Origin of the sequence: Streptomyces sp. CA-249302, assembly GCF_050936785.1 — a bacterium.
GTDB lineage: Bacteria > Actinomycetota > Actinomycetes > Streptomycetales > Streptomycetaceae > Streptomyces.
In genome coordinates this window covers 3847826-3867244 of sequence record NZ_JBNJMG010000001.1, presented here as the reverse complement: position 1 = coordinate 3867244, position 19419 = coordinate 3847826, and the positions used below count along the sequence as shown (strand labels likewise).

Below are 19419 nucleotides of genomic sequence, written 5' to 3'. Positions count from 1 at the left end.
CTCACCGGTACTCCGACAGCCTGCGCCCGATGCCGAGCACCGCGCCCGCCGCGCCCAGCACCGCGAGGATCGCGGCGCCGTACGGCAGTCCGGTCAGCGCGTCCCGACCACCGGTCGCCGCATCCTCGAACTCGCCCTGCTCATGGTCGAGGGCCTTCACCAGCGCCGCGTCGACGTTCTCGAAGCACACGCTCGTCGGATCCTTGCCGACGCCGATGACCTTGTCGCGGGCCTGCTGGTACGAGCCCGCGTCGCTCATCTTCTGCGCGACGCCGTGGCGGTCCTTCCACGCCTTCATGAAGCTGTTCGCGTCCGTCACCGGCTTCTTGCCCGCCGAGTCGTCGGCGAGGGAGCCGGCCCGGTCGAGCTTGGCGGCGAGGTCGGCGATCTGGGTGTCGTAGCCGACGGCGTAGGCGTCCTTCTGCTCGTCACCGACCTTCGTGGTGTCGGCGCCGCGGCGGATCAGGGCGAGGTTCTCGTCGCTGCGCGCGGTCAGGGACGCGATCCGGGCGTCGTGCAGGACGTTGAGCGAGCGGACGCCGTGGTCGTAGGAGTCGTTGAGGCCCACGCGGGCGACGGTGTGGCCGACCGCGATCCAGAGCAGCACCACCACGGAGACCGCGGAGGCGGTGACCAGGCCGTGGTTGAGCACCCGGTTGGTGCGCAGGTAGTTGCGCCGCTGCGCCCAGGCCAGACCGGCCAGGGCGATGACACCGAGGCCGGCGGCCGCCCACGGGAACGACTTGGCGTCCGCGTAGTCGGCGTCCAGCCGCTGGTTCTCACGCTCGTAGAGGCGCTGCGCCTTCGGCAGCATCTCCTGCTGCATCGTCTCGTTCGCCGCGCGCAGGTAGGCGCCGCCCACCGGGTAGCCCAGCCGGTTGTTGGCCCGGGCCGTCTCGACCAGGCCCTTGTACGTCGGCAGCAGCTTGTTCAGGTCGGCGATCGTCTTCGCCGACTCCGACCCGGCCTTGGAGTTGGCGGCGGCCGTGACCAGCTTGGCCGCGGCGTTGTCGATGTCCTTCTGGTACTGCTCCCGCATCGCGGGCTTCTCCTGCGGGCCCGCGAGATAGCCGCTGGCCGCGGCGGTGTTGGCGTCGGCCAGCGAGCTGTAGATGTCGGCCGCGGCGGAGCTGAGCGGCTGGCTGCTGTTGAGGACGTCGTCGGCGGCCGAGGCCCGGTCGGTCATCTGCCAGGCGGCGACCGCGCCGAAGGCGACGACGAGCAGGGCCAGCAGGGCTCCGATGATGCGCAGCCGCCCCGGTTCGGTGGTGGCCGCCGCGCGCAACCGGTCGACGCCCTCGGCGAAGGCGGTACGGCGCCTCGGGCCGGCCTCGGGAACAGCCGCGGGGCCCGGCGCGGTGGGGGAAGCGGGCGGGCCGGGCTGGGGCGGGACGACGGGCACCTCGGGCACGCTCGAACCCGGTGGCGCCGCGCTGCTCTTCGGCGGGTGTGTCACTGTTGACCTCCCCCATGGTCATCCGTCGCCGCAAGTATCGCGCCCGGCACCGACATCCGCACCGGCCTTCGCTGGATCTTGATCGGATCGCAGCGCGACGGCCGGTACGGAACGCGGTGTCGTAGCCGGTATACCGGCACGACGCGACGCCCGCAGCACCCCCCTGCCCATGAATACGCCATGGGAATCCGTTCGGTTCCCTGGGGGTCACCCTTCGAAGTGGGCCCGCAGTCTCTCGTGCACCTCCGTCCCCGCACCCACCCGGTCGAGCCCCAGCAGCGCCGCCCCCAGCACCGGGCTCGCCGTCACCACCCGGGCCACCGCCTTCGGCGCCCGCGCGGCCAGCAACTCCCTTATACGGTCGTTGAGTTGAGGATGCTGGGCGGCCAGCACCCCGCCGCCCAGCAGGACCGGAGTCTCCTCCTCCAGCAGGTCGAGGCGGGTCAGCGCGACCGTCGCCATCGCCACCACCTCGTCCGCGAGCCGGTCCACGATGGTGCGGGCGACCGGGTCGCCGCCGGCCGCCGTTTCGAACAGCACCGGCGTCAGCTCGTGCCGCCGGACCGGCGCCACCTCCTCCAGGTGCAGCGCCTCGATCAGCCCGAGCATGGTGTCGTGGCCGAAGTGGGCCGGCAGGGTGCGGGCGAGGGCCGTACCCTCGCCGCGCCCGTCCTCCGCGCGCGCGGCGTGCCACAGCGCCTCCTCCGCCAGGCCCCAGCCGCCGCCCCAGTCACCGGAGATACGGCCGAGCGCGGGGAAGCGGGCGGTGCGGCCGTCGGGGCGCATACCGACGCAGTTGATGCCGGCGCCGCAGACCACGGCCACGCCCCGGGGTTCGGTGATGCCCGCGCGCAGGATGGCGAAGGTGTCGTTGCGGACCTCGGTACTCGCGCCCCACGCGCGCGCGTGCAGCGCGGCGGCCAACTGCTCCTCCTCGAAGGGGAAGTCGGCGTTGGCGAGACAGGCGGAGACGTGCTCGGCCGACTTCACCCCGGCGGCGGCGAAGGCGCGCCCCACCGCCTCGGCGAGCGCGTCCACCGCCGTCTCCACGCCCACCACGGGCGGCCGGAAGCCTCCGCCGCGGCTCGTGGCGAGGACGGTGCCGTCGGCCGCCACGACCGCCACGTCGGTCTTGCTGTTGCCCGCGTCGACGGCGAGGACACGTGCGGTCATGCCCACGCGAGATGCTCCTGGTTGTGCGCGATCAGTCGGTCGGTGAGGGCCTCGGCGTACTCGTACTGGCCGATCAGCGGATGGGCCAGCAGGGCCTTGAACACCCGGTCCCGGCCGCCCCGCAGGGCCGCCTCCAGGGCCAGGTCCTCGTAGGCGGTGACGTTCGCCATCAGCCCCGCGTACAGCGGATCCACGGCGGGCACGGGCAGCGGGGTCGCCCCCTTCGGACCCACCGCCGCCTGCACCTCGATCACCGCGTCGTCGGGCAGGAAGGGCAGCGTGCCCCGGTTGTAGGCGTTCACCACCTGGTACGTCGATCCGCCCCCGCCCAGCAGCGCGGCCGCGAGGTCGACGGCCGCCTCCGAGTAGTAGGCGCCACCCCGCTTGCCGAGCAGCGCGGGCTTCTCGTCGAGCTCCGGGTCGCCGTACATCTTCAGCAACTCCCGTTCCATCTCGGCCACTTCGGCGGCCCGGGACGGCTTCGTGCGCAGCTCTCGTACGACCTCGTCGTGGGCGTAGAAGTAGCGCAGGTAGTACGACGGGACGACACCCAGCCGGTCGACGATCTCGCGGGGCAGCCGCAGGTCGGCGGCGATCGCGTCGCCGTGCTCGGCCAGCAGCTTGGGCAGCATGTTCTCGCCCTCGGGGCCGCCGAGGCGGACGCCGGTCTCCCAGGTGAGGTGGTTGAGGCCGACGTGGTCCAGGTGGACGTCGGCCGGCGAGACGCCGAGCAGGTTCGCGAACTTGCGCTGGAAGCCGATCGCCACGTTGCACAGGCCGACCGCCCGGTGACCCGCCTGGAGGAGGGCGCGGGTGACGATGCCGACCGGGTTGGTGAAGTCGATGATCCAGGCGTCCGGGTTGGTACGGCGCACCCGTTCCGCGATGTCGAGGACGACCGGGACCGTGCGCAGCGCCTTGGCGAGGCCGCCCGCACCGGTCGTCTCCTGGCCGACGCAGCCGCACTCCAGCGGCCAGGTCTCGTCCTGCTCACGCGCCGCCTGCCCGCCGACGCGGAGCTGCAGCAGCACCGCGTCGGCGCCCTCGACGCCCTCGTCCAGGTCGGAGGTCGTCACGATCCGGCCGCTGTGCCCCTGCTTGGCGAAGATGCGCCGGGCGAGCCCGCCGACCAGCTCCAGGCGCTCGAACGCCGGGTCGACGAGTACGAGTTCCTCGACGCGCAGGGTGTCGCGCAGCCGGGCGAAGCCGTCGATGAGTTCGGGTGTGTAGGTCGAGCCTCCGCCGACCACGGTGAGTTTCATACCTTGTTAACCCTTCACTCCGGTGAGCGTGACACCCTCGACGAACGCCTTCTGGGCGAAGAAGAACACGAGGATCACGGGGGCCATGACCAGCACGGTCGCGGCCATGGTGAGGTTCCAGTCGGTGTGGTGCATGCCCTTGAAGGACTCCAGGCCGTAACTCAGCGTCCAGGCGCCCGGGTTCTCCGAGGCGTAGATCTGGGGGCCGAAGTAGTCGTTCCAGGCGTAGAAGAACTGGAACAGGCCGACGGCCGCGATGCCCGGTTTGGCCATGGGGATCACGACCTTGAGGAGGGTCCACAGGTCGCCGCAGCCGTCCACCCTCGCCGCGTCCAGGTACTCGTTCGGGATGGTCATCAGGAACTGACGCAGCAGGAAGATGGAGAACGCGTCCCCGAACGCCATCGGGATGATCAGCGGCCACAGCGTGCCCGACAGGTCCAGCTGCTTCGCCCAGAACAGGTACATCGGGATGATGATCACCTGTGGCGGCAGCATCATCATCGAGATGACCAGCATCAGGGACAGGTTGCGGCCCCGGAAGCGGAACTTGGCGAGCGCGTACGCCACCGGGATCGACGACACGACTGTCAGGACTGTTCCCAGTCCCGCGTAGATCAGCGTGTTCTTCCACCAGGTCAGGAAGCCCGGGGTGTCGAAGACCTTCTTGTAGTTGCCCCACTCCCAGGTGTGCGGGATCAGGTCCCGGCTGAGTGCCTGGGTGTCGCTCATCAGCGAGGTCAGGAACACGAACACGAAGGGGAGGACGAAGAAGAGCGCGGCCGCGACACCGAGGGAGTGGATCGCGACCCACTCAAGGAGCGACTTGCGGCGGGCGGTGCGCTCGGCGGGGGAGACCGGTGCCTTCAACTGCACGGGCTTGTCCAGCACTTGGGCCATGGTCAGTCACCTGCCAGGTTGAGACCGCCCCGGCGCCGCATCAGGAACGCGGTGAACACCATGGACAGGACGAACAGGACGAGGGCGACGACACACGCCGAGCCGTAGTCGAAGCGCTGGAAGCCGAGGTTGTAGACCAGCTGCGGGAGGGTGAGGGTCGACTTCTCCGGATAGCCGGGCTCGAACTGGGTGCCCGCGCCCTGGATCACGCCCGAGGCGACCTTCCCCGCGATGAGTGGCTGCGTGTAGTACTGCATCGTCTGGATCACGCCGGTGACCACGGCGAACATCACGATCGGCGAAATGTTGGGAAGGGTTACGAACCGGAACCGCTGCCACGCCGAGGCGCCGTCCAGCTCGGCGGCCTCGTACTGCTCCTGGGGTACGTCGAGCAGCGCGGCCATGAAGATGACCATCAGGTCGCCGATGCCCCACAGGGCGAGCAGGGTGAGGGCCGGCTTGGACCAGGTGGGGTCGTTGAACCAGCCCGGGGCCGGGATGCCGACCTTCTCCAGGATCGAGTTGACCGGGCCCGTGCCGGGGTTGAGCAGGAAGGCGAAGGCCATCGTGGCGGCCACCGGCGGGGCGAGGTAGGGCAGGTAGAACAGGGTGCGGAACACCCCCGTGCCGGTCTTGATCTTGGTGATGAGCAGTCCGACGCCGAGGCCGAAGACGACCCTCAGGCTCACCATGACCAGCACCAGCCACAGGGTGTTGCGCAGGGCGGGCCAGAAGTAGGGGTAGTGCTCGAAGACGTAGGTCCAGTTCTTCGTCCCGCTCCACGTCGGCGGCTTGAAGCCGTCGTAGTGCATGAAGGAGAAGTAGACCGTCGAGATCAGCGGGTACGCGAAGAAGACCGCGAAGCCGATCAGCCAGGGCGACATGAAGGCGAGGTTTCGAAGCGCCGATTTACGGCGCTTCGACGCCAGGGTGATCGTTGCCATTACTTCGCCTGCGCGATGTCCGTGTCGATCTGCGCGGCCGTCTTCTTCAGGCCGGACTTGAGGTCGGTCACCTTGCCGCTCTCGTAGTCGTAGCCGAAGTTCTGGATCGTCGCGAGGTACACACCGCCGTTGATGGAGGCGGGGGAGGTGGTGGAGTCCGGGTTCGCGGCGATGTCCAGGAAGGTCTTGAAGCGCGGGTCGTACTTCAGCTTCGGGGACTTCAGGGCGGCCAGCGTGGAGGGCACGTTGTGGATGGCGTTGGAGAAGTTCACCACCGCGTCCGTGTCCGTGGTGATGTACTTGACGAACTCCCAGGCCGCGTTCTGCTTCTTGCTGTTGGCGGCGATGCCGGCGATGGTGCCGGTGATGTAGCCCTTGCCGTACTGGCTCGCCTGGTCGTCGGGGACGGGCAGCGGGGCGACGCCGATGTCGAACTTCGGCTTGGCCGCGAGGGCCATGCCCAGGCGCCACTCGCCGTCGAGCTGCATGGCCACCTGGCCGGTCTGGAAGGGGTGCTTGACGCCCCACTCGTCGCCGAGGGTGGAGCGGTAGGTCTCCAGCTTTTTGTAGCCGCCGAGTTCGTCGACCAGCTTCTTCTGCAGCTCGAAGCCCGCGGTGAACGCCGGGTCCGTGGCCAGGTCCGACTTGCCGGCCTTGTTGAAGTACGTCGGCGAGAACTGCGCGAAGTAGTGCTCGGTCGTCGTCTCCCAGCCGTGGTAGTTCGGCATGAACCCGAGCTGCTTGTACGTGTCGCCCTGGGTGATCGTCAGCTTCTTCGCGTCGGTCTCGAACTCGGACCAGGTCTTCGGCGGGCTCTTGATGCCGGCCTTCGCGAACGCCGTCTTGTTGTAGTAGAGCCCGTACGCGTCACCGAGCAGCGGCACCGAGCAGCGGTTGCCGTCGAACTGGGTGTACTCGTTCATCGCCTTCGGGAACGTCGTCTCCGGGTCGATGCCGTCCTTCTTGAAGAAGGGGTTGAGGTCGACCAGCGCGCCCGACGAGCAGAACTTGCCGACGTTGTTGGTGGTGAAGGAGGAGATGACGTCCGGGGCCTTGTCGCCGCCCGTGCGCAGCGCCTGGTTGATCTTGTCGTCGGTCATGTTGGCGACGACGTTCACATGGATGTTGGGGTGCGCCTTCTCGAACCCGGCGACCAGGTCGTTGACCGCCTTGGTCTCGGAGGCCGCGCTCCAGGCGTGCCAGAAGTTGATCGTCACGTCCTTGGAGGCGTCGTCGGACGCGCCGGACGAGGACTGGCCGGTACAGGCGGTGGCGAGAAGGGCGAGGGAGGCGGAGGCGGCGAGAGCGACGGCGGCTCGCCGGGACACTCCCTTCCGGGACGCTCCGGGTATGACGTTCCAGGACTTTTCGGGCATGACGAGGTCTCCCAAGTGCGCGGCAGGGCATGGCGAGGGGAAGCGGGCGAGGGGGGTGGGGCTGTGCGGGTGGGGCTTATGGGGTGCGGGACACGGCGGTGTCGTTGCGAGGGTTGCGGAGGTGTCAGCGCGAGGTGTCGAAGACCTCGTCGCGGGTGGTCGCGAGGGCGCTCTCCAGGGCGCCCCGCAGCACGGGGTGTTCGTGGACGTCGCCGACCACCAGCCGGGGCCGGGAGGCGGCCAGCTCCTCCAGCTCGGCCTGGACGAGTGCGCGCAGCAGCTCGCCGCCGGCCGTCAGGGAGGCGCCGCTGAGGACGACGAGTTCGGGGTCGAGGACGGAGACGAGGGAGGCGAGACCGGTCGCGAGCCGGGTCGCGTAGAGCTCCAGGAGCTTGCGGCCCAGGACGGTGTCCTCGGCGGCGGCCCGGGCGACGAGGGCGGCGGCGACCTCGGCGTAGGGGCCGTTCGGGATGTTCCCGATGCCGAGTTCACGGGCGAGGTGCGGGACGGCCTGGGAGCCGGCCAGCTCCTGGTAGCCGCCACTGTTGGCTTTGGTCACCTGCCGCACGAGCGGTGCTCCGGGAACAGGAAGGAAACCCACCTCTCCCGCGCCGCCGGTCCAGCCGCGGTGCAGCCGGCCGCCGAGGACCAGGGCGGCACCGAGGCCGCCCTCGTTCCACAGCAGCACGAAGTCCTCGTGGCCGCGGGCCGCGCCCAGCCGCTGTTCGGCTACGGCGGCGAGGTTGACGTCGTTCTCGTACTCCACCGGCATCGGCAGCGCGGCGGCCAGTTCGTCGAGCAGGGCGGGGGTGTGCCAGCCCGGGAGGTGGGAGGCGTAGCGCAGCCGGCCGGTGTTGGGGTCGAAGGCGCCGGGGGTGCCGATGACGAGCCGGTGGACGTCGTCCCGGGCCAGGCCCGCCGCCTTCACGGCACCGTCGAGGGCGTCGGTGACCTGCCGGACGACGGGCTGGGTGGGCCGCCGTCCGGGGGTCTGGAGCTCGAACGACCCCACCGTGCGGCCGGTGACGTCGGCGACGGCGGCGAGGATCCGCTCGGGGGTGACGTCGAGCCCGGCGGCGTACGCGGCCTTCGGGTTGACCTCGTACAGCTGGGCGTTGGGGCCGGGGCGTCCCTCGGTGGTGCCGGTGGCGAGGACGAGGCCGGCCGCTTCGAGGCGGGCCAGGAGCTGGGAGGCGGTCGGCTTGGAGAGGCCGGTGAGCTTGCCGATCCGCGTGCGGGACAGTGGCCCGTGCTCCAGGAGGAGGTCCAGGGCGGCGCGGTCGTTCATGGCGCGCAGGACGCGCGGGGTGCCCGGCGTACCGGCGGATCCTGCCATGTGGGTCGACACCTGCCTTTCGACTGCCCAGCTTCTCAGTGACCAGGGACGTTAGTCCATCCGCCGATCACCGATCGATCACTGTTAGGAAAGTTTCCTATTGGCTGGAAAGGAACGTAAGCCCGGGGCGAACCGGGCGTCAATAGAAACCGCCCCCGAGGCAACAGACTCGTTACCTCGGGGGCGGTAGGGGCCGGGTGTCGGTAAGGCTGACTAATCCTCGTACTTCGGCGGGTCGACCTCGACGTAGTCACCGGTGGAGGTCTTGGCGCCGGTGGTGGACGTACCGGCGAACTTGAACCGGTAGTAGCCGTCCTTGGAGGCCTTCACGGTGGTGGACAGCGCGCCGCCACTACCCGACTTCACCGTCTTGACGGTCGTGTAGGTGTCGCTGTTGCGGGCCCGGAACTGGAGCAGCACGGACTGCCCCTTGTAGCCCGAGTACTTGACGGTCTCCCAGTTGGCGCGGGTGAGCTTGCCCTTGACGGTGAGGGTCTTGCCCTGGACGGCCGGCTCCGGGGTGGCGTTGGTGGTGAGCTTCGCGGCGCGCTTGATCTGGGCGGTGCCGAGCGGGCCCCACAGGTCGTAGCCGTAGTCGAAGCTGATGTGGCCGTCGGAGTCGTCGGTGTCCTGGTCGACGTGGGCGTAGAAGCCGGCCGCCTTCCAGGTGGTGGCGTCCGCGGCCTCGTACAGGCTGTCCTCGGGGTCGATGACCAGCGTCTCGGTGCAGGCCTGGGTGACCGTGGTGTCGGTCGTGGCGGTGGTGGTGCAGGTGGGCGCGGCCTCGGGGTCGACGCCGTTGCTCATGTTCTTCAGCGTGCCGCGGTAGATCGTGACGCCGGCGAAGTTCGTCTTGTAGTCGACCGTGAAGTCGGCGGGCCGGGTCCAGGTGTACGTCACCGGGACCTTCACGGTGGCGGTCGTGCCGACGACGATCGCCTTGCCCTTGTTCACCACGACGTCGGAGAAGGTCAGGTCAGGGCTGGTGGCGGCCGACGCGACGGGCGCGGCCAGGCCGGTGAGAGCCAGGGCGCCGGACAGGGCGGCGCCTATGGCGAGCTTTCTCATGCGTTTCCCCAATTCGAGACGGGCCCCTGGGCGTAAGCGCTCCAGAACAAGGGCCCGCTGTGAGGTTGACCTTAGGTGGCGAGAAGGGGTGGCCGGAATGCGATCATCCTGTGAAAACGATGAAGGTTCGGATACGGGTGGGGCGGATGAGCAGGGCGGTACGAGGTGGGGCGTTGGCGCTGCTGGTGTGCGTGACGGTGGGGGCGTGCGACGCGGGTGGTCGCGCCCAGACACGTGCCGTGAAGTCGCCTTCCGTGACGGCGACTTCGTGCGCCGAAGGGACCATCCACTGGGGGAGCTCGACGAGGGAGTGGCAATTGGTCGCGGTGTCCCCGGTGGTGAAAGTGAGCGACTCGGACGGCTGGGTGACGTACCCCCTCGTCCCCGTACGGACCTTCGAGCCTCGGGTCGAGGTGAGCGACCCGAGCGTGTCCGCGCGGCGGGTCTACGCGGAGCTGGCCGAGCGGGTGGGCATGGGCAGCGAGGGTCGATTCGTACAGGCCGAGGCGGTCCGGATCCTCCAGTCGAGCTTCACCGTGGACTGCCCCGGGAGCACCACGACACCGGTGTACGGCAGCGTGACTCCCTACGGTGGCAGCGCGGGCGCCTCACTCCAGTGCGGCGTGGATCCCGCGAAGGAAGGCGGCGACGAGGCCTGGATGAAGGAGGCCTACGAACTGACCTGCGGCCGGATCTGACCGTGCCTCAGCTCTCCAGGAACGGCGCGGTGTCCAGGGTCGGGTAGGGCGCCGGGAGCGGGAGGGGCGCGCCGAGGTCGACCTTGGTGTCGGTGTCGTAGTAGGCCTCGGTGGGGTCCTCGCCGGGGAGGACCGGGTCCGTGTAGCAGTGGGCCGTCTTGGAGTGGCGGTCGATGAGGACGTAGACGGGGATGCCGGCGGCGGCGTAGGTGCGTAGCTTGGGGCCGGTGTCCGCCCAGTGGTTGGATGACGTGACCTCACCGACCAGGGCGATCATGTCGACGGGGTACCAGCCCTTGTTTGCCTTGCGATACGACTCGTCGAGTTCGGAGGCCTTGCGGCGGCGGACGTAGAAGTCGGGGACGACCAGCCCGAGCGTGCCACCGTCCTTGTTGGCGGCGCGGTAACCGTTACCCATGCCCACGAGCCGGAAGCCGGCAGCGCGGAACTGGAAGCTCAGCTCGAATGCACCGTCGTTGTGGTTGTCGTTCGGTTGCGGCGGCACGACGACCGTCCCCTCGACGTACTCGGGTCGAATCGGCATCGGCGACGCCTCTTCGATCGTCCTCAACAGGTCGATGGGGTCCACCTGCGGCATGACCGGCTCCATGATTGGCTCCGCGCTCATCACTCGGTCTCCTTGTCGGACTGATGCCAGGCTAAGCCCGCACCGGGTGCCCCGGCAGAACGATGGGGCACCCAGCGCGCCCTCGGCGCCGGAATGCCCCGCCCGTTCACTCGAACGAGTGTGCTGAACCGTTCCGCTACTTCCCGGGCGCCGACGCCCGCTGCTGCACGATCGGCGAAGCCGCCGCCGACTGCGGGGAGTCCGGGTTGGAGTGGGCCGACGGGGACGCGACCGCCGCCGTGAGGTCGTCGGGCTCCTCCTCGCCCAGGGGAGCCGTCGCGCCGCCCACGATGCGGATGTTCGCCGCGTCGAAGGCCCGCTTGACGCGCCAGCGGAGTTCGCGTTCGACCGTCAGGGACTTGCCGGGCATGGTCTTCGCCGAGACCCGGACGACCATCGAGTCCAGGAGGACGCTGTCCAGGCCGAGGACCTCGATCGGGCTCCACAGGAGCTCGTTCCAGGGGTCCTCCGCGCTCATCTTCTCCGCCACCTCGTCCAGCGTGGACTTGACCTTGTCCAGGTCCTCGTTCGCCTTCACCGTGACATCCACGCCGGCCGTGGCCCAGCCCTGGGAGAGGTTGCCGATGCGCTTGACCTCGCCGTTTCGGACGTACCAGATCTCACCGTTGTCGCCGCGCAGCTTCGTCACGCGCAGGCCGACCTCGATGACCTCGCCGGAGGCGACGCCCGCGTCGATCGTGTCGCCGACGCCGTACTGGTCCTCGAGGATCATGAAAACGCCGGAGAGGAAGTCGGTGACGAGGTTGCGCGCGCCGAAACCGATCGCCACGCCCGCGACACCGGCGGAGGCCAGCAGCGGGGCCAGGTTGATCTGGAACGCGCCCAGGATCATCAGCGCCGCGGTGCCCAGGATCACGAAGGACGCGACCGAGCGGAGGACGGACCCTATCGCCTGCGAGCGCTGACGGCGGCGCTCGGTGTTGGCCAGCAGACCGCCCAGCGTGGTGCCGTCGACCGCCTCGGCGGTGCGGGTCATCCGGTCTATGAGCTTGGTGATCGCCCGCTGTACGACCGCTCTGAGAATCCCGGCGATCACCAGGATCAACAGCACCCGCAGGCCGATCGCCAGCCAGGTCGACCAGTTCTGTTCGACCCAGCTCGCGGCGTTGGTCGCACTCTCCTGGGCGTCCTGGAGCGAGGGGACCGCCGGGGTCGTCGACTCCGAGGGGGTCGGCGACGGCGACGAACCGGCGGCCAGTAGGACGGCGGGCAAGGACACGGCAGGTACCTCCAGGTGCAGCGGTCCGCCCTCCGGCACGTCGACCCGGCCAGGGTCGCGTCGGTCAGGTCACGAAAAGGTCACCGGACGGGCAGGCCCACCACACTATCGGGGCACGGTGTGCGAATCCTTGCCGTCTTCTGAGGAGGGACCGTGCGCACCCCGCGATGAGCAGGTGGGATAAACCCGAGGCCCTCCGGGGGATGAATCAGATGTGGTCGAAAACACTCCCAGCCCGTTACCGGGACATGGTGGCGCTTCCACCAGGCAAGAGGGGAGACTGACTACAGATCGTCCCGGCGCGAGCCACGCGCCGCCGACGCCCAAGGAGGCATCCGTGCCGCATGTCCTGGTCCTCAACGCGTCGTACGAGCCACTCGGCGTCGTACCGCTCCGCCGCGCGCTCGTCCTCGTCCTGGAGAACAAGGCTGTCTCCCTGGAGGAATCCGGCGCCTTCATGCACAGCGCAACCGTCACAGTCCCCGCACCAAGCGTGGTCCGGCTCAAGCGATTCGTCCGGGTTCCCTATCGGGGGCCCGTTCCTCTTACCCGGCGGGCGCTCTTCGCGCGCGACGGGGGCCGGTGCATGTACTGCGGTGGCGTCGCAACCAGCGTCGACCATGTCATTCCGCGCAGCCGCGGGGGCAAGCACGTATGGGACAACGTGGTGGCCTCGTGCCGCCGCTGCAACCACGTGAAGGCCGACCGACATCTGTTCGAGATCGGCTGGCGGCTGCGCCACAAACCGGCACCACCGACCGGCCTCGCCTGGCGCATCATCGGCACCGGGCATAGGGACCCGCGCTGGCTGCCGTACTTGCAGCCGTACGGCGCGGAGGCAGCCATGGCCCGGATCGACGGCATTTCCGCCTGACGATCCGGGCCTTCGCACACCCCCGGTGAGGGGGCCTGCGGGCACAGCGTCGCCCGGCCCCGGGAGCCCTCCGTACTCCCGGGGCCGGACCGTCATGCGTAGCGCAGCTCCGCGGGGCGGACCGAGCGGCGCAGGAGCGGGAGCGAGGTCGCCGCCGCGAGCAGACAGGCCGCGTAGACGGCGAAGGGGACCAGCAGCGCGGTGAACGGGACGGGCACCGACATGTGCTCCGAGGTGGCCGAGCCGTACCAGATCCCGATCGCCAGGCCGCCCACGCCCGCCGCCGCGACCGCCGGCGCCAGCGGCAGCGCGGTCTCCAGGAGCATCGCCCGGGCCAGTACGCCGTGCGGCACCCCGGCGGCGGCCTGCGCGGCCAGCCCCCGGCGCCGGGTGGCGAGCGATTCCGCGGTGCCGACGGCGAGCGCGGTCAGGACCAGCGCGAGGGCGACCAGGACCGCGGCGGCGGTCAGGCCGAGGCCGCTGGTGTAGAAGGAGAGGTCCGTCCCCAGTGAACCCTCGCGGCTCGACCTGTGCAGGTCCGCGAGCAGCACCTCCCGTACTCCCGTGAAGCCCGAGGCGACGACCGTCACCAGCAGCACCGCGGCGTGTGTACGGGCCGCCGCCCACGGGTCGTCGCGCAGCCGTTCCGCCGCGATCAGCAGCTCCGGGCGGCGGGCCCGGGCGGCGAACCCCTCGCCCAGCTGCCGGGCCGAGGCGCCGGTCAGCCACACCGACACGGCACCGGCCAGCAGACACATGGCGAAGACCGTGAACGGGCCGAGCGCGAAGTCGACGGGGTTGCCGAAGAAGGGCGTCGTCGCGATGTACAGCGCCAGCAGCACCAGCAGCCCGGTCGCCACCCGGAAGAGCCGGCCCGGTCCCGCGGCCGGCCGCACCCGCCGTATCCAGCCCAGCGGCGAGGCCACCACCCGGCGCAGCGCCACCGCGCTGACCACCGCGCCCAGCACCGGCACCAGCACGGCCACCAGGACCATGCCCGCCGAGGACAGCGGATCGGGGTGGTGCCAGAGGGCGAGCAGCGTCGGTACGGCGACCAGCGTGGCCGCCGCCGAACCCACCAGGCACGCCAGTCCCGACTCCAGCGCCGCGATCCGCCGCACCTGCCCCGGCGTCGCCCCCGCGAGTCGCAGCCCGGCCAGCCGCCGGTCCCGGTGCACCGCGCCGATCCGCGCGCACTGCCCGAGGAACCCGGCCACCGGGATGAGCAGCAGCATCAGCGCGACGATCACCCCGGCACGGGTCCCCGGCTCGTCGAGCAGCCCGGCGCCGACGGTCACCTCGTGGTGCCCCTGCAACGGCAGCAGCGCGGCCACGACCAGCCCGATCCCCGTCGCCAGCGCCGCCCCCACGGCGGTGAGCAGCACCCGCCACCACTCCCGCTGGTCCGAGCCGCGCGTGAGCAGCCAGGCGAGCCGCAGATCGGCGCTCATACGGCGGCCTCCGTGGAGAACTCCGGTGCCACGGTGCCGTCGCTCAGCCGCACCTCGCGGTCCGCGTACGCCGCGACCTGCGCGTCGTGGGTGATCAGCAGCACCGCCGTGCCCGTCTCCCGGGCCGTGTGGGTCAGGGCCGTCATCACCTGTTCGGTCGCCAGGGAGTCCAGCGCTCCCGTCGGCTCGTCCGCGAAGACCACCTTCGGGCCGGTGACCAGCGCTCGCGCCAGTGCCGTGCGCTGGGCCTGCCCGCCGCTCATCTCGCCGGGCCTGAGCGCCTCCTGCCCGCGCACCCCGAACCGCTCAAGCCACTCGCCGGCCCGCGCCTGGGCCTCCGTGCGGGAGGTGCCCGCGAGCATCAGCGGCAGGGCGACGTTGTCGAGGGCGGTCAGTTCGGGGATCAGCTGGCCGAACTGGAACACCACCCCGAACTCGGTCCGGCGCAGCTCGCTCAGCCGCTTCTCCGGCAGCGCGTCGAGGCGCTCCCCGGCATAGCTCACCGAGCCCGCGTCCGGGCGGACGATGCCCGCCAGGCAGTGCAGCAGCGTCGACTTCCCGCTGCCGCTGGCGCCGGTCACGGCGAGGATCTCGCCGGCCGCCAGCTCCACCGAGGCACCGCGCAGCGCCTCGGTCCTGCCGTGCGCCTTGGCGAGGTCACGGGCCGCCAGGAGCGGCACCGTGCTGTCTGGGCTGTCCCCGTTGCTCATGCTGCGTCGACCTCCGCGGTCAGGGTGGTGAGCCGGTCCGCCGTCGTGGTCATCCAACGGAGGTCGGCGTCGAGGTGGTTGAGGGCGTAGTCCGCCGAGAGGACGGTCGCGAGATCGGCGCCCTTGGCGGTCTTCACCGCCGTGAGCTGCCGCATCCGCGCCATGTGCGCGGCGCGTTGGGCGGCCAGATAGGCCCCCGCGTCGCCGCCGGACAGGATCGAGACGACGACCTTGGCGAAGATCTCGTTCGTCACGAACGGGGCCGGCGGGGCGATCTCCCCGGCCCAGCGCGCCAGTTCACGCGAGCCGTCCTCGGTCGAGCGGTACGTCGTGCGCTCCGGACCGCCGTCCGAGTCCGTGCCCTCGACCAGCGCGAGGCCGTCCCGGACCAGGCGCTGGAGGGTCGTGTAGACCTGCCCGTAGGCCAGCGGACGGGCCTGTGGGAACCGTTCGTCGTGCCGCCGCTTCAGGTCGTAGCCATGGCTCGGCCCCGAGGCGAGCAGCCCCAGCAGGATGTGGCGGGTGCTCATGCCGATCATTATGCACTGGATACATGTACTGAGTGAATAGTGGGATCCGGCGCCCTGTGCGGCCGAAGTTGACGCAGAATGTGAGGAGAGGCACGTAGTTCCATCCGGTACGTCTGCCTCCGCGCCCGCTGGGTAGGGCTGCGGTAACCCTCAAGGTCGCCGTACTCACGAAGGAGGCCCCTCGTGGCCGCACCGGCACACCCCCTCTCCAAACGCGAGGCGCAGCTGCCGCCCCTCGAACCCGAGCCGCACTTCTGCGTCTTCAGCGCCGAGGGCGCCTGCGCCGAGATCCCCCTGACCAGCGAGCCGCCGCTGCCCGACGCGGAGCCCCTCACCAGTGAGCCGCCGCTCGCCGACGCGGCGCCGCTCACCAGCGAGTCGGCGGCCCCCGAGCCGGATCCCTCGGTGCCGTAGATGGCGGCGCAGGGGCCGGCCGAACCGCCCTCCGAGGAACTGTCCCGGCTCGCCGAGCTGCACGGCGTCGCCACTTCCTACAGCCCCTCCCCGGACCGCACGGTCGCGGCCTCGGCCACCGCCGTCACCCTCGCGCTGGCCGCCCTCGGCGTCGACACGGCTACCGCGGACGCGGCCCGCGCCGCACTCGCCGCCCGCGAACGCGAGACGGCCGAGCGGCTGCTGCCGCCGACCGTGGTGCTCTGGAGCGGCGATACGTCCCCTGCCCTCACCTCCCTCCCGTCCGGCACCCGGCTGCACATCGAGACCGAGCAGGGCGAGACGCGCGCCTCCGCCGATCAACTCCCGTCCGGCGTCCACCGTTTGACGGCCGCCGCACCCGACGGCCGTACCGCCGCCGCCCACCTGGTCGTCGCCCCCGCCCGGCTGCCCACGCCCACCGCACGCTCGTACGGACTCCTCGTCCAGCTCTACTCGCTGCTCTCCGGGCGCTCCTGGGGCATGGGCGACCTGGGCGACCTGAGTGAGCTCACCGCCTGGGCCGGCCGTGCCCTCGGCGCCGGGTTCGTCCAGGTCAACCCGCTGCACGCGGCCGTGCCCGGCGCCCCCACCGACCCGTCCCCCTACCGTCCCTCCTCCCGCCGCTTCCCCGACCCCGTGCACCTGCGCGTCGAGGACGTGCCCGAGTACGCGTACGTCAGGGAGCCGGAGAAGGTACGGGCCCTGCTCGAACGCGCCGACCGGCTGCGCGAATCGGTCCTGGAGAAGGGTGCGTTGATCGACCGGGACGCGGTGTGGGAGCTCAAGCGGGAGGCGCTGGAGCTGATCCGCGAGGTACCGCTCGGGCCCGGGCGGCGCGCGGCCTACGTCGACTTCCTCGCCGAGGCGGGCGAGGCGCTGGAGGACCACGCCACCTGGTACGCGCTGGCGGAGGTGCACGGCTCCGACTGGAGTCGGTGGCCCGAGCCTCTCCGTGATCCGCGTTCGGCCGAAACCGCCCGTGCGCGAGGGGAGTTGATGGACCGCGTCGACTTCCACTGTCGGCTCGCCTGGCTCACCGACGCCCAACTCACCGACGCCCAGCGGGTCGCGCGCGAGGCCGGGATGCCGGTCGGGATCGTGCACGACCTCGCGGTGGGCGTGCATCCGGACGGCGCCGACGCGTGGGCGCAGCAGGAGTACTTCGCCGCCGGGATGTCGGTGGGCGCCCCGCCGGACGCCTTCAACGCGCGGGGCCAGGACTGGGGCCTGCCGCCCTGGCGCCCGGACCGCCTGGCCGCGTCGGGCTACGAGCCGTACCGCCGCCTGCTGCGCGCCCTCTTCCGGTATGCCGGCGCCCTGCGCATCGACCACGTCATGGGCCTGTTCAGGCTCTGGTGGGTGCCGCAGGGGCATCCGCCCACGGAGGGGACCTACGTCCGTTACGACGCCGAGGCCATGCTCGCCATCCTGGTGCTGGAGGCCGCGCGCGCCGGGGCCGTCGTCATCGGCGAGGACCTGGGCACCGTGGAACCGGGCGTGCGGGAGAAGCTGCGCGAGCGCGGGGTGCTGGGCACCTCCGTGCTGTGGTTCGAACGGGACTGGGACGGCGACGGCCGCCCGCTGCCGCCGGAGTCCTGGCGCGCCGACTGCCTCGCCACCGCCACCACCCACGACCTGCCGCCCACCGCGGCCCGCCTCACCGGCGAACACGTCGAACTCCGCGACCGGCTGGGCCTGTTGACCCGCCCCCTGGCGGAGGAACGGGCGGAGGCCGCCGCCGACACGGGGGAGTGGCTGGCCGTACTGACCCGCCTCGGCCTGCTGCACGGCACGGGCGGCGCGCACGGCACTCCGTCGGAGGAGGCCGAGATCCAGGCCGTCCACCGCTTCCTGCTCCGCACCCCGTCCCGCATGCTCGGCATCTGGCTCCCGGACACGGTCGGCGACCGCCGCCCGCAGAACCTCCCCGGCACCTGGGACCAGTACCCGAACTGGCGCCTGCCGATCGCGGACGCGGAGGGCCGACCGGTGACGCTGGAGGAACTGGCGAGATCGCCCCGGCTGCACGCCCTGCTGGAGGTGCTGCGCCGGCCGGACAGCTGAGGGGCGGCCCCGCGGGGCACCCTCTTGCGCACCGTTTCCAGAGACTGAGTGGGAGTGAGTCCTGTTGCCAGGAGTCGTGCTCAGCCGAACGCCCCGAACGGTGTTGGGCGTTCTGGTCCACCGCGTTCTCGCCGCAGCCGGGCGGCACGGATCGTGTCCGTGGTCCGGGGGTCGTGGCGAGAGGTCTTCGTGGTGAGGGGTTTCTGCCAGTGCTGGGCGCCCCAGCGGCTGGTGTAGGCCGGATCGACGGCGACGACGGGGATGCCGAGTTCGGCGGCCATGGACATCAGCCGGGAGCGCAGCCGGGAGGTGGGCAGGCCGGAGATCAGCTTGCGGAAGCGCTTCTTGCGGCCGTGCTTCTCACGGGTCTTCTCCGTGGTGAAGTCGAGGTCCGCTACCGCGATCGCGAGGTGGTCGGCGTTGGTGTCCACGCCGACCACCCCGTTCGCGCGGGCCGCCTCCAGCGGCACGTCCCCACTGATCGTGGCCGGCCTCCGTGATGCTGCCCGCCCAGCGCGCGGAGGACTCCCCGGTCAGGGCCCGCTTGCGCTGCGCCCACGCGTCACTGTCGTGCGCAGGCCCGGCCGCACACCGCGCCTTCAGATCACGGGCGGCCAGCGTTCCCAGCAGATCACCAACCAGGCGCAGCTCCTTCTCGTCGGCGGACGTCAGACCCTTCAGCCGGTCGCGAACCGCCACCCCGGACGGTCCGGGCGCCACGAACGACGCCGCCACCTCCCGCAAGCCGCCCACCCCGTCACCCCCACGGCCGAAGAACCCTCCGACACCAGAAACGACCGACCCCCACCAAGGTCACGCATTCGACTGAAGAACACCAGTTTCCCTACCAGGACCCGCGAATCCCCGCGGCCGGGACAGTCATCCGTACACGCCGGAGCACGCCTATGAGCGGTCGGCAGGCGACAGTTCCCGACCCCGGGCGAGCGCCCCGAACCGGCGTTGGATACTTTGACCTCGTGGACAAGAAGAACGCCCTGCGCGCCGGCGCCCTGGCCGCCGGTACGACGCTGATGATGCTGCTCATGACGTCCCCCGCGCTCGCCCTGACGCGCGACGACGGCGACGACCCCGGCAAGGGCCTGAGCGTCGTCGAGACGCTGAGCCTCTACGTCGTGGCCCCGCTCGCGCTGTTCGGGATCATCGCGGGCCTCGTGATGGTCCTCGACAAGTCCAAGGACCGCCAGCCGAAGGCCAAGGCGAAGGCCTGACCTCACGTTCTCGCGAGGGCGCCCGCCCCGCCGCACGTACGCGTT

At 70.9% G+C, this 19419-nt stretch carries 19 protein-coding genes; 5 read left to right on the top strand and 14 right to left on the bottom strand.

Annotated elements, in window-relative coordinates; all coding sequences use genetic code 11:
* Window position 1 precedes the first annotated feature (1 nt).
* From ACQEWB_RS17300 to ACQEWB_RS17265, 8 genes are all read right to left on the bottom strand, one after another.
* A complete protein-coding gene (locus ACQEWB_RS17300; RefSeq protein WP_432831860.1) occupies window positions 2-1456 on the bottom strand; it encodes a hypothetical protein in 1455 nt (484 codons plus the stop codon).
* 207 nt (window positions 1457-1663) lie between these two features.
* A complete protein-coding gene (locus tag ACQEWB_RS17295) occupies window positions 1664-2635 on the bottom strand; it encodes an N-acetylglucosamine kinase (RefSeq protein ID WP_432831858.1) in 972 nt (323 codons plus the stop codon).
* Window positions 2626-3891, bottom strand: a complete 1266-nt coding sequence (locus tag ACQEWB_RS17290; RefSeq protein ID WP_432831856.1) for a 6-phospho-beta-glucosidase — start codon at window positions 3889-3891, stop codon at window positions 2626-2628. The genes ACQEWB_RS17295 and ACQEWB_RS17290 overlap by 10 nt, the downstream gene beginning before the upstream one ends.
* Before the next feature lie 6 nt (window positions 3892-3897).
* Window positions 3898-4791: a carbohydrate ABC transporter permease gene (locus ACQEWB_RS17285; RefSeq protein WP_432831854.1), complete on the bottom strand. Its 894-nt coding sequence runs from the start codon at window positions 4789-4791 to the stop codon at window positions 3898-3900.
* A 2-nt stretch (window positions 4792-4793) separates the two neighbouring features.
* Window positions 4794-5735, bottom strand: coding sequence for a carbohydrate ABC transporter permease (locus tag ACQEWB_RS17280; protein ID WP_432831852.1), 942 nt, complete (start codon window positions 5733-5735; stop codon window positions 4794-4796).
* A complete protein-coding gene (locus ACQEWB_RS17275) occupies window positions 5735-7111 on the bottom strand; it encodes an ABC transporter substrate-binding protein (protein ID WP_432831850.1) in 1377 nt (458 codons plus the stop codon). Before ACQEWB_RS17275 ends, ACQEWB_RS17280 begins: the two co-directional genes overlap by 1 nt.
* A 124-nt stretch (window positions 7112-7235) precedes the next feature.
* Window positions 7236-8447: an ROK family transcriptional regulator gene (locus ACQEWB_RS17270; RefSeq protein WP_432831848.1), complete on the bottom strand. Its 1212-nt coding sequence runs from the start codon at window positions 8445-8447 to the stop codon at window positions 7236-7238.
* A gap of 213 nt (window positions 8448-8660) precedes the next feature.
* A complete protein-coding gene (locus ACQEWB_RS17265; RefSeq protein WP_432831846.1) occupies window positions 8661-9515 on the bottom strand; it encodes a hypothetical protein in 855 nt (284 codons plus the stop codon).
* Window positions 9516-9832: 317 nt separating this feature from the next.
* Between ACQEWB_RS17265 and ACQEWB_RS17260 the strand changes: the two genes are divergently transcribed.
* Complete coding sequence (locus ACQEWB_RS17260; RefSeq protein WP_432831844.1) at window positions 9833-10213, top strand: hypothetical protein; 381 nt, start codon at window positions 9833-9835, stop codon at window positions 10211-10213.
* A 7-nt stretch (window positions 10214-10220) separates the two neighbouring features.
* Here the strand turns inward: ACQEWB_RS17260 and ACQEWB_RS17255 are convergent, their stop codons facing one another.
* Together ACQEWB_RS17255 and ACQEWB_RS17250 are read right to left on the bottom strand one after the other, a co-directional pair.
* Window positions 10221-10841 carry a Uma2 family endonuclease gene (locus ACQEWB_RS17255; RefSeq protein ID WP_432831842.1) on the bottom strand — a complete coding sequence of 207 codons (621 nt, stop codon included), beginning with the start codon at window positions 10839-10841 and terminating at the stop codon, window positions 10221-10223.
* A 136-nt stretch (window positions 10842-10977) separates the two neighbouring features.
* On the bottom strand, window positions 10978-12081 hold the full coding sequence (locus ACQEWB_RS17250) for a mechanosensitive ion channel family protein (RefSeq protein WP_432831840.1): 1104 nt from the start codon (window positions 12079-12081) through the stop codon (window positions 10978-10980).
* Window positions 12082-12418: 337 nt separating this feature from the next.
* Here ACQEWB_RS17250 and ACQEWB_RS17245 point away from each other — a divergent pair, with 337 nt between their 5' ends.
* Window positions 12419-12955, top strand: a complete 537-nt coding sequence (locus tag ACQEWB_RS17245) for an HNH endonuclease (protein WP_266514508.1) — start codon at window positions 12419-12421, stop codon at window positions 12953-12955.
* 92 nt (window positions 12956-13047) lie between these two features.
* On the opposite strand, the gene ACQEWB_RS17240 is transcribed toward ACQEWB_RS17245, so the two are convergent.
* Genes ACQEWB_RS17240 through ACQEWB_RS17230 form a run of 3 tightly spaced genes read right to left on the bottom strand, consistent with a single transcriptional unit; the run spans window position 13048 to window position 15646 of the window.
* Window positions 13048-14406 (bottom strand): FtsX-like permease family protein, encoded by a 1359-nt coding sequence (locus ACQEWB_RS17240; protein ID WP_432831837.1) that lies wholly within the window; start codon window positions 14404-14406, stop codon window positions 13048-13050.
* Window positions 14403-15116 carry an ABC transporter ATP-binding protein gene (locus ACQEWB_RS17235; protein WP_432831835.1) on the bottom strand — a complete coding sequence of 238 codons (714 nt, stop codon included), beginning with the start codon at window positions 15114-15116 and terminating at the stop codon, window positions 14403-14405. The genes ACQEWB_RS17240 and ACQEWB_RS17235 overlap by 4 nt, the downstream gene beginning before the upstream one ends.
* Complete coding sequence (locus ACQEWB_RS17230; protein WP_432831833.1) at window positions 15113-15646, bottom strand: PadR family transcriptional regulator; 534 nt, start codon at window positions 15644-15646, stop codon at window positions 15113-15115. The genes ACQEWB_RS17235 and ACQEWB_RS17230 overlap by 4 nt, the downstream gene beginning before the upstream one ends.
* Window positions 15647-15829: 183 nt before the next feature.
* On the opposite strand from ACQEWB_RS17230, the gene ACQEWB_RS17225 reads away from it, so the two are divergent.
* Window positions 15830-16060: a hypothetical protein gene (locus ACQEWB_RS17225; protein ID WP_432831831.1), complete on the top strand. Its 231-nt coding sequence runs from the start codon at window positions 15830-15832 to the stop codon at window positions 16058-16060.
* Window positions 16061-18145 (top strand): 4-alpha-glucanotransferase, encoded by a 2085-nt coding sequence (malQ, locus tag ACQEWB_RS17220; RefSeq protein ID WP_432831829.1) that lies wholly within the window; start codon window positions 16061-16063, stop codon window positions 18143-18145.
* Between the two features lie 80 nt (window positions 18146-18225).
* Here malQ and ACQEWB_RS17215 read toward each other — a convergent pair whose 3' ends face one another.
* On the bottom strand, window positions 18226-18615 hold the full coding sequence (locus ACQEWB_RS17215) for a hypothetical protein (protein WP_432831827.1): 390 nt from the start codon (window positions 18613-18615) through the stop codon (window positions 18226-18228).
* A gap of 507 nt (window positions 18616-19122) precedes the next feature.
* On the opposite strand from ACQEWB_RS17215, the gene ACQEWB_RS17210 reads away from it, so the two are divergent.
* The gene (locus tag ACQEWB_RS17210) at window positions 19123-19374 is read left to right on the top strand and encodes a hypothetical protein (protein WP_432831825.1); all 252 of its coding nucleotides are present in this window, start codon (window positions 19123-19125) and stop codon (window positions 19372-19374) included.
* Window positions 19375-19419: the final 45 nt, after the last annotated feature.

Coding starts and splice junctions, on each gene's coding strand:
- ACQEWB_RS17290 (WP_432831856.1), bottom strand. CDS start 3,891: ATGAAACTCACCGTGGTCGGCGGAGGCTCGACCTACACACCCGAACTC.
- ACQEWB_RS17285 (WP_432831854.1), bottom strand. CDS start 4,791: ATGGCCCAAGTGCTGGACAAGCCCGTGCAGTTGAAGGCACCGGTCTCC.
- ACQEWB_RS17280 (WP_432831852.1), bottom strand. CDS start 5,735: ATGGCAACGATCACCCTGGCGTCGAAGCGCCGTAAATCGGCGCTTCGA.
- ACQEWB_RS17275 (WP_432831850.1), bottom strand. CDS start 7,111: ATGCCCGAAAAGTCCTGGAACGTCATACCCGGAGCGTCCCGGAAGGGA.
- ACQEWB_RS17270 (WP_432831848.1), bottom strand. CDS start 8,447: ATGGCAGGATCCGCCGGTACGCCGGGCACCCCGCGCGTCCTGCGCGCC.
- ACQEWB_RS17265 (WP_432831846.1), bottom strand. CDS start 9,515: ATGAGAAAGCTCGCCATAGGCGCCGCCCTGTCCGGCGCCCTGGCTCTC.
- ACQEWB_RS17255 (WP_432831842.1), bottom strand. CDS start 10,841: ATGAGCGCGGAGCCAATCATGGAGCCGGTCATGCCGCAGGTGGACCCC.
- ACQEWB_RS17240 (WP_432831837.1), bottom strand. CDS start 14,406: ATGAGCGCCGATCTGCGGCTCGCCTGGCTGCTCACGCGCGGCTCGGAC.
- ACQEWB_RS17235 (WP_432831835.1), bottom strand. CDS start 15,116: ATGAGCAACGGGGACAGCCCAGACAGCACGGTGCCGCTCCTGGCGGCC.
- ACQEWB_RS17230 (WP_432831833.1), bottom strand. CDS start 15,646: ATGAGCACCCGCCACATCCTGCTGGGGCTGCTCGCCTCGGGGCCGAGC.
- malQ (WP_432831829.1), top strand. CDS start 16,061: ATGGCGGCGCAGGGGCCGGCCGAACCGCCCTCCGAGGAACTGTCCCGG.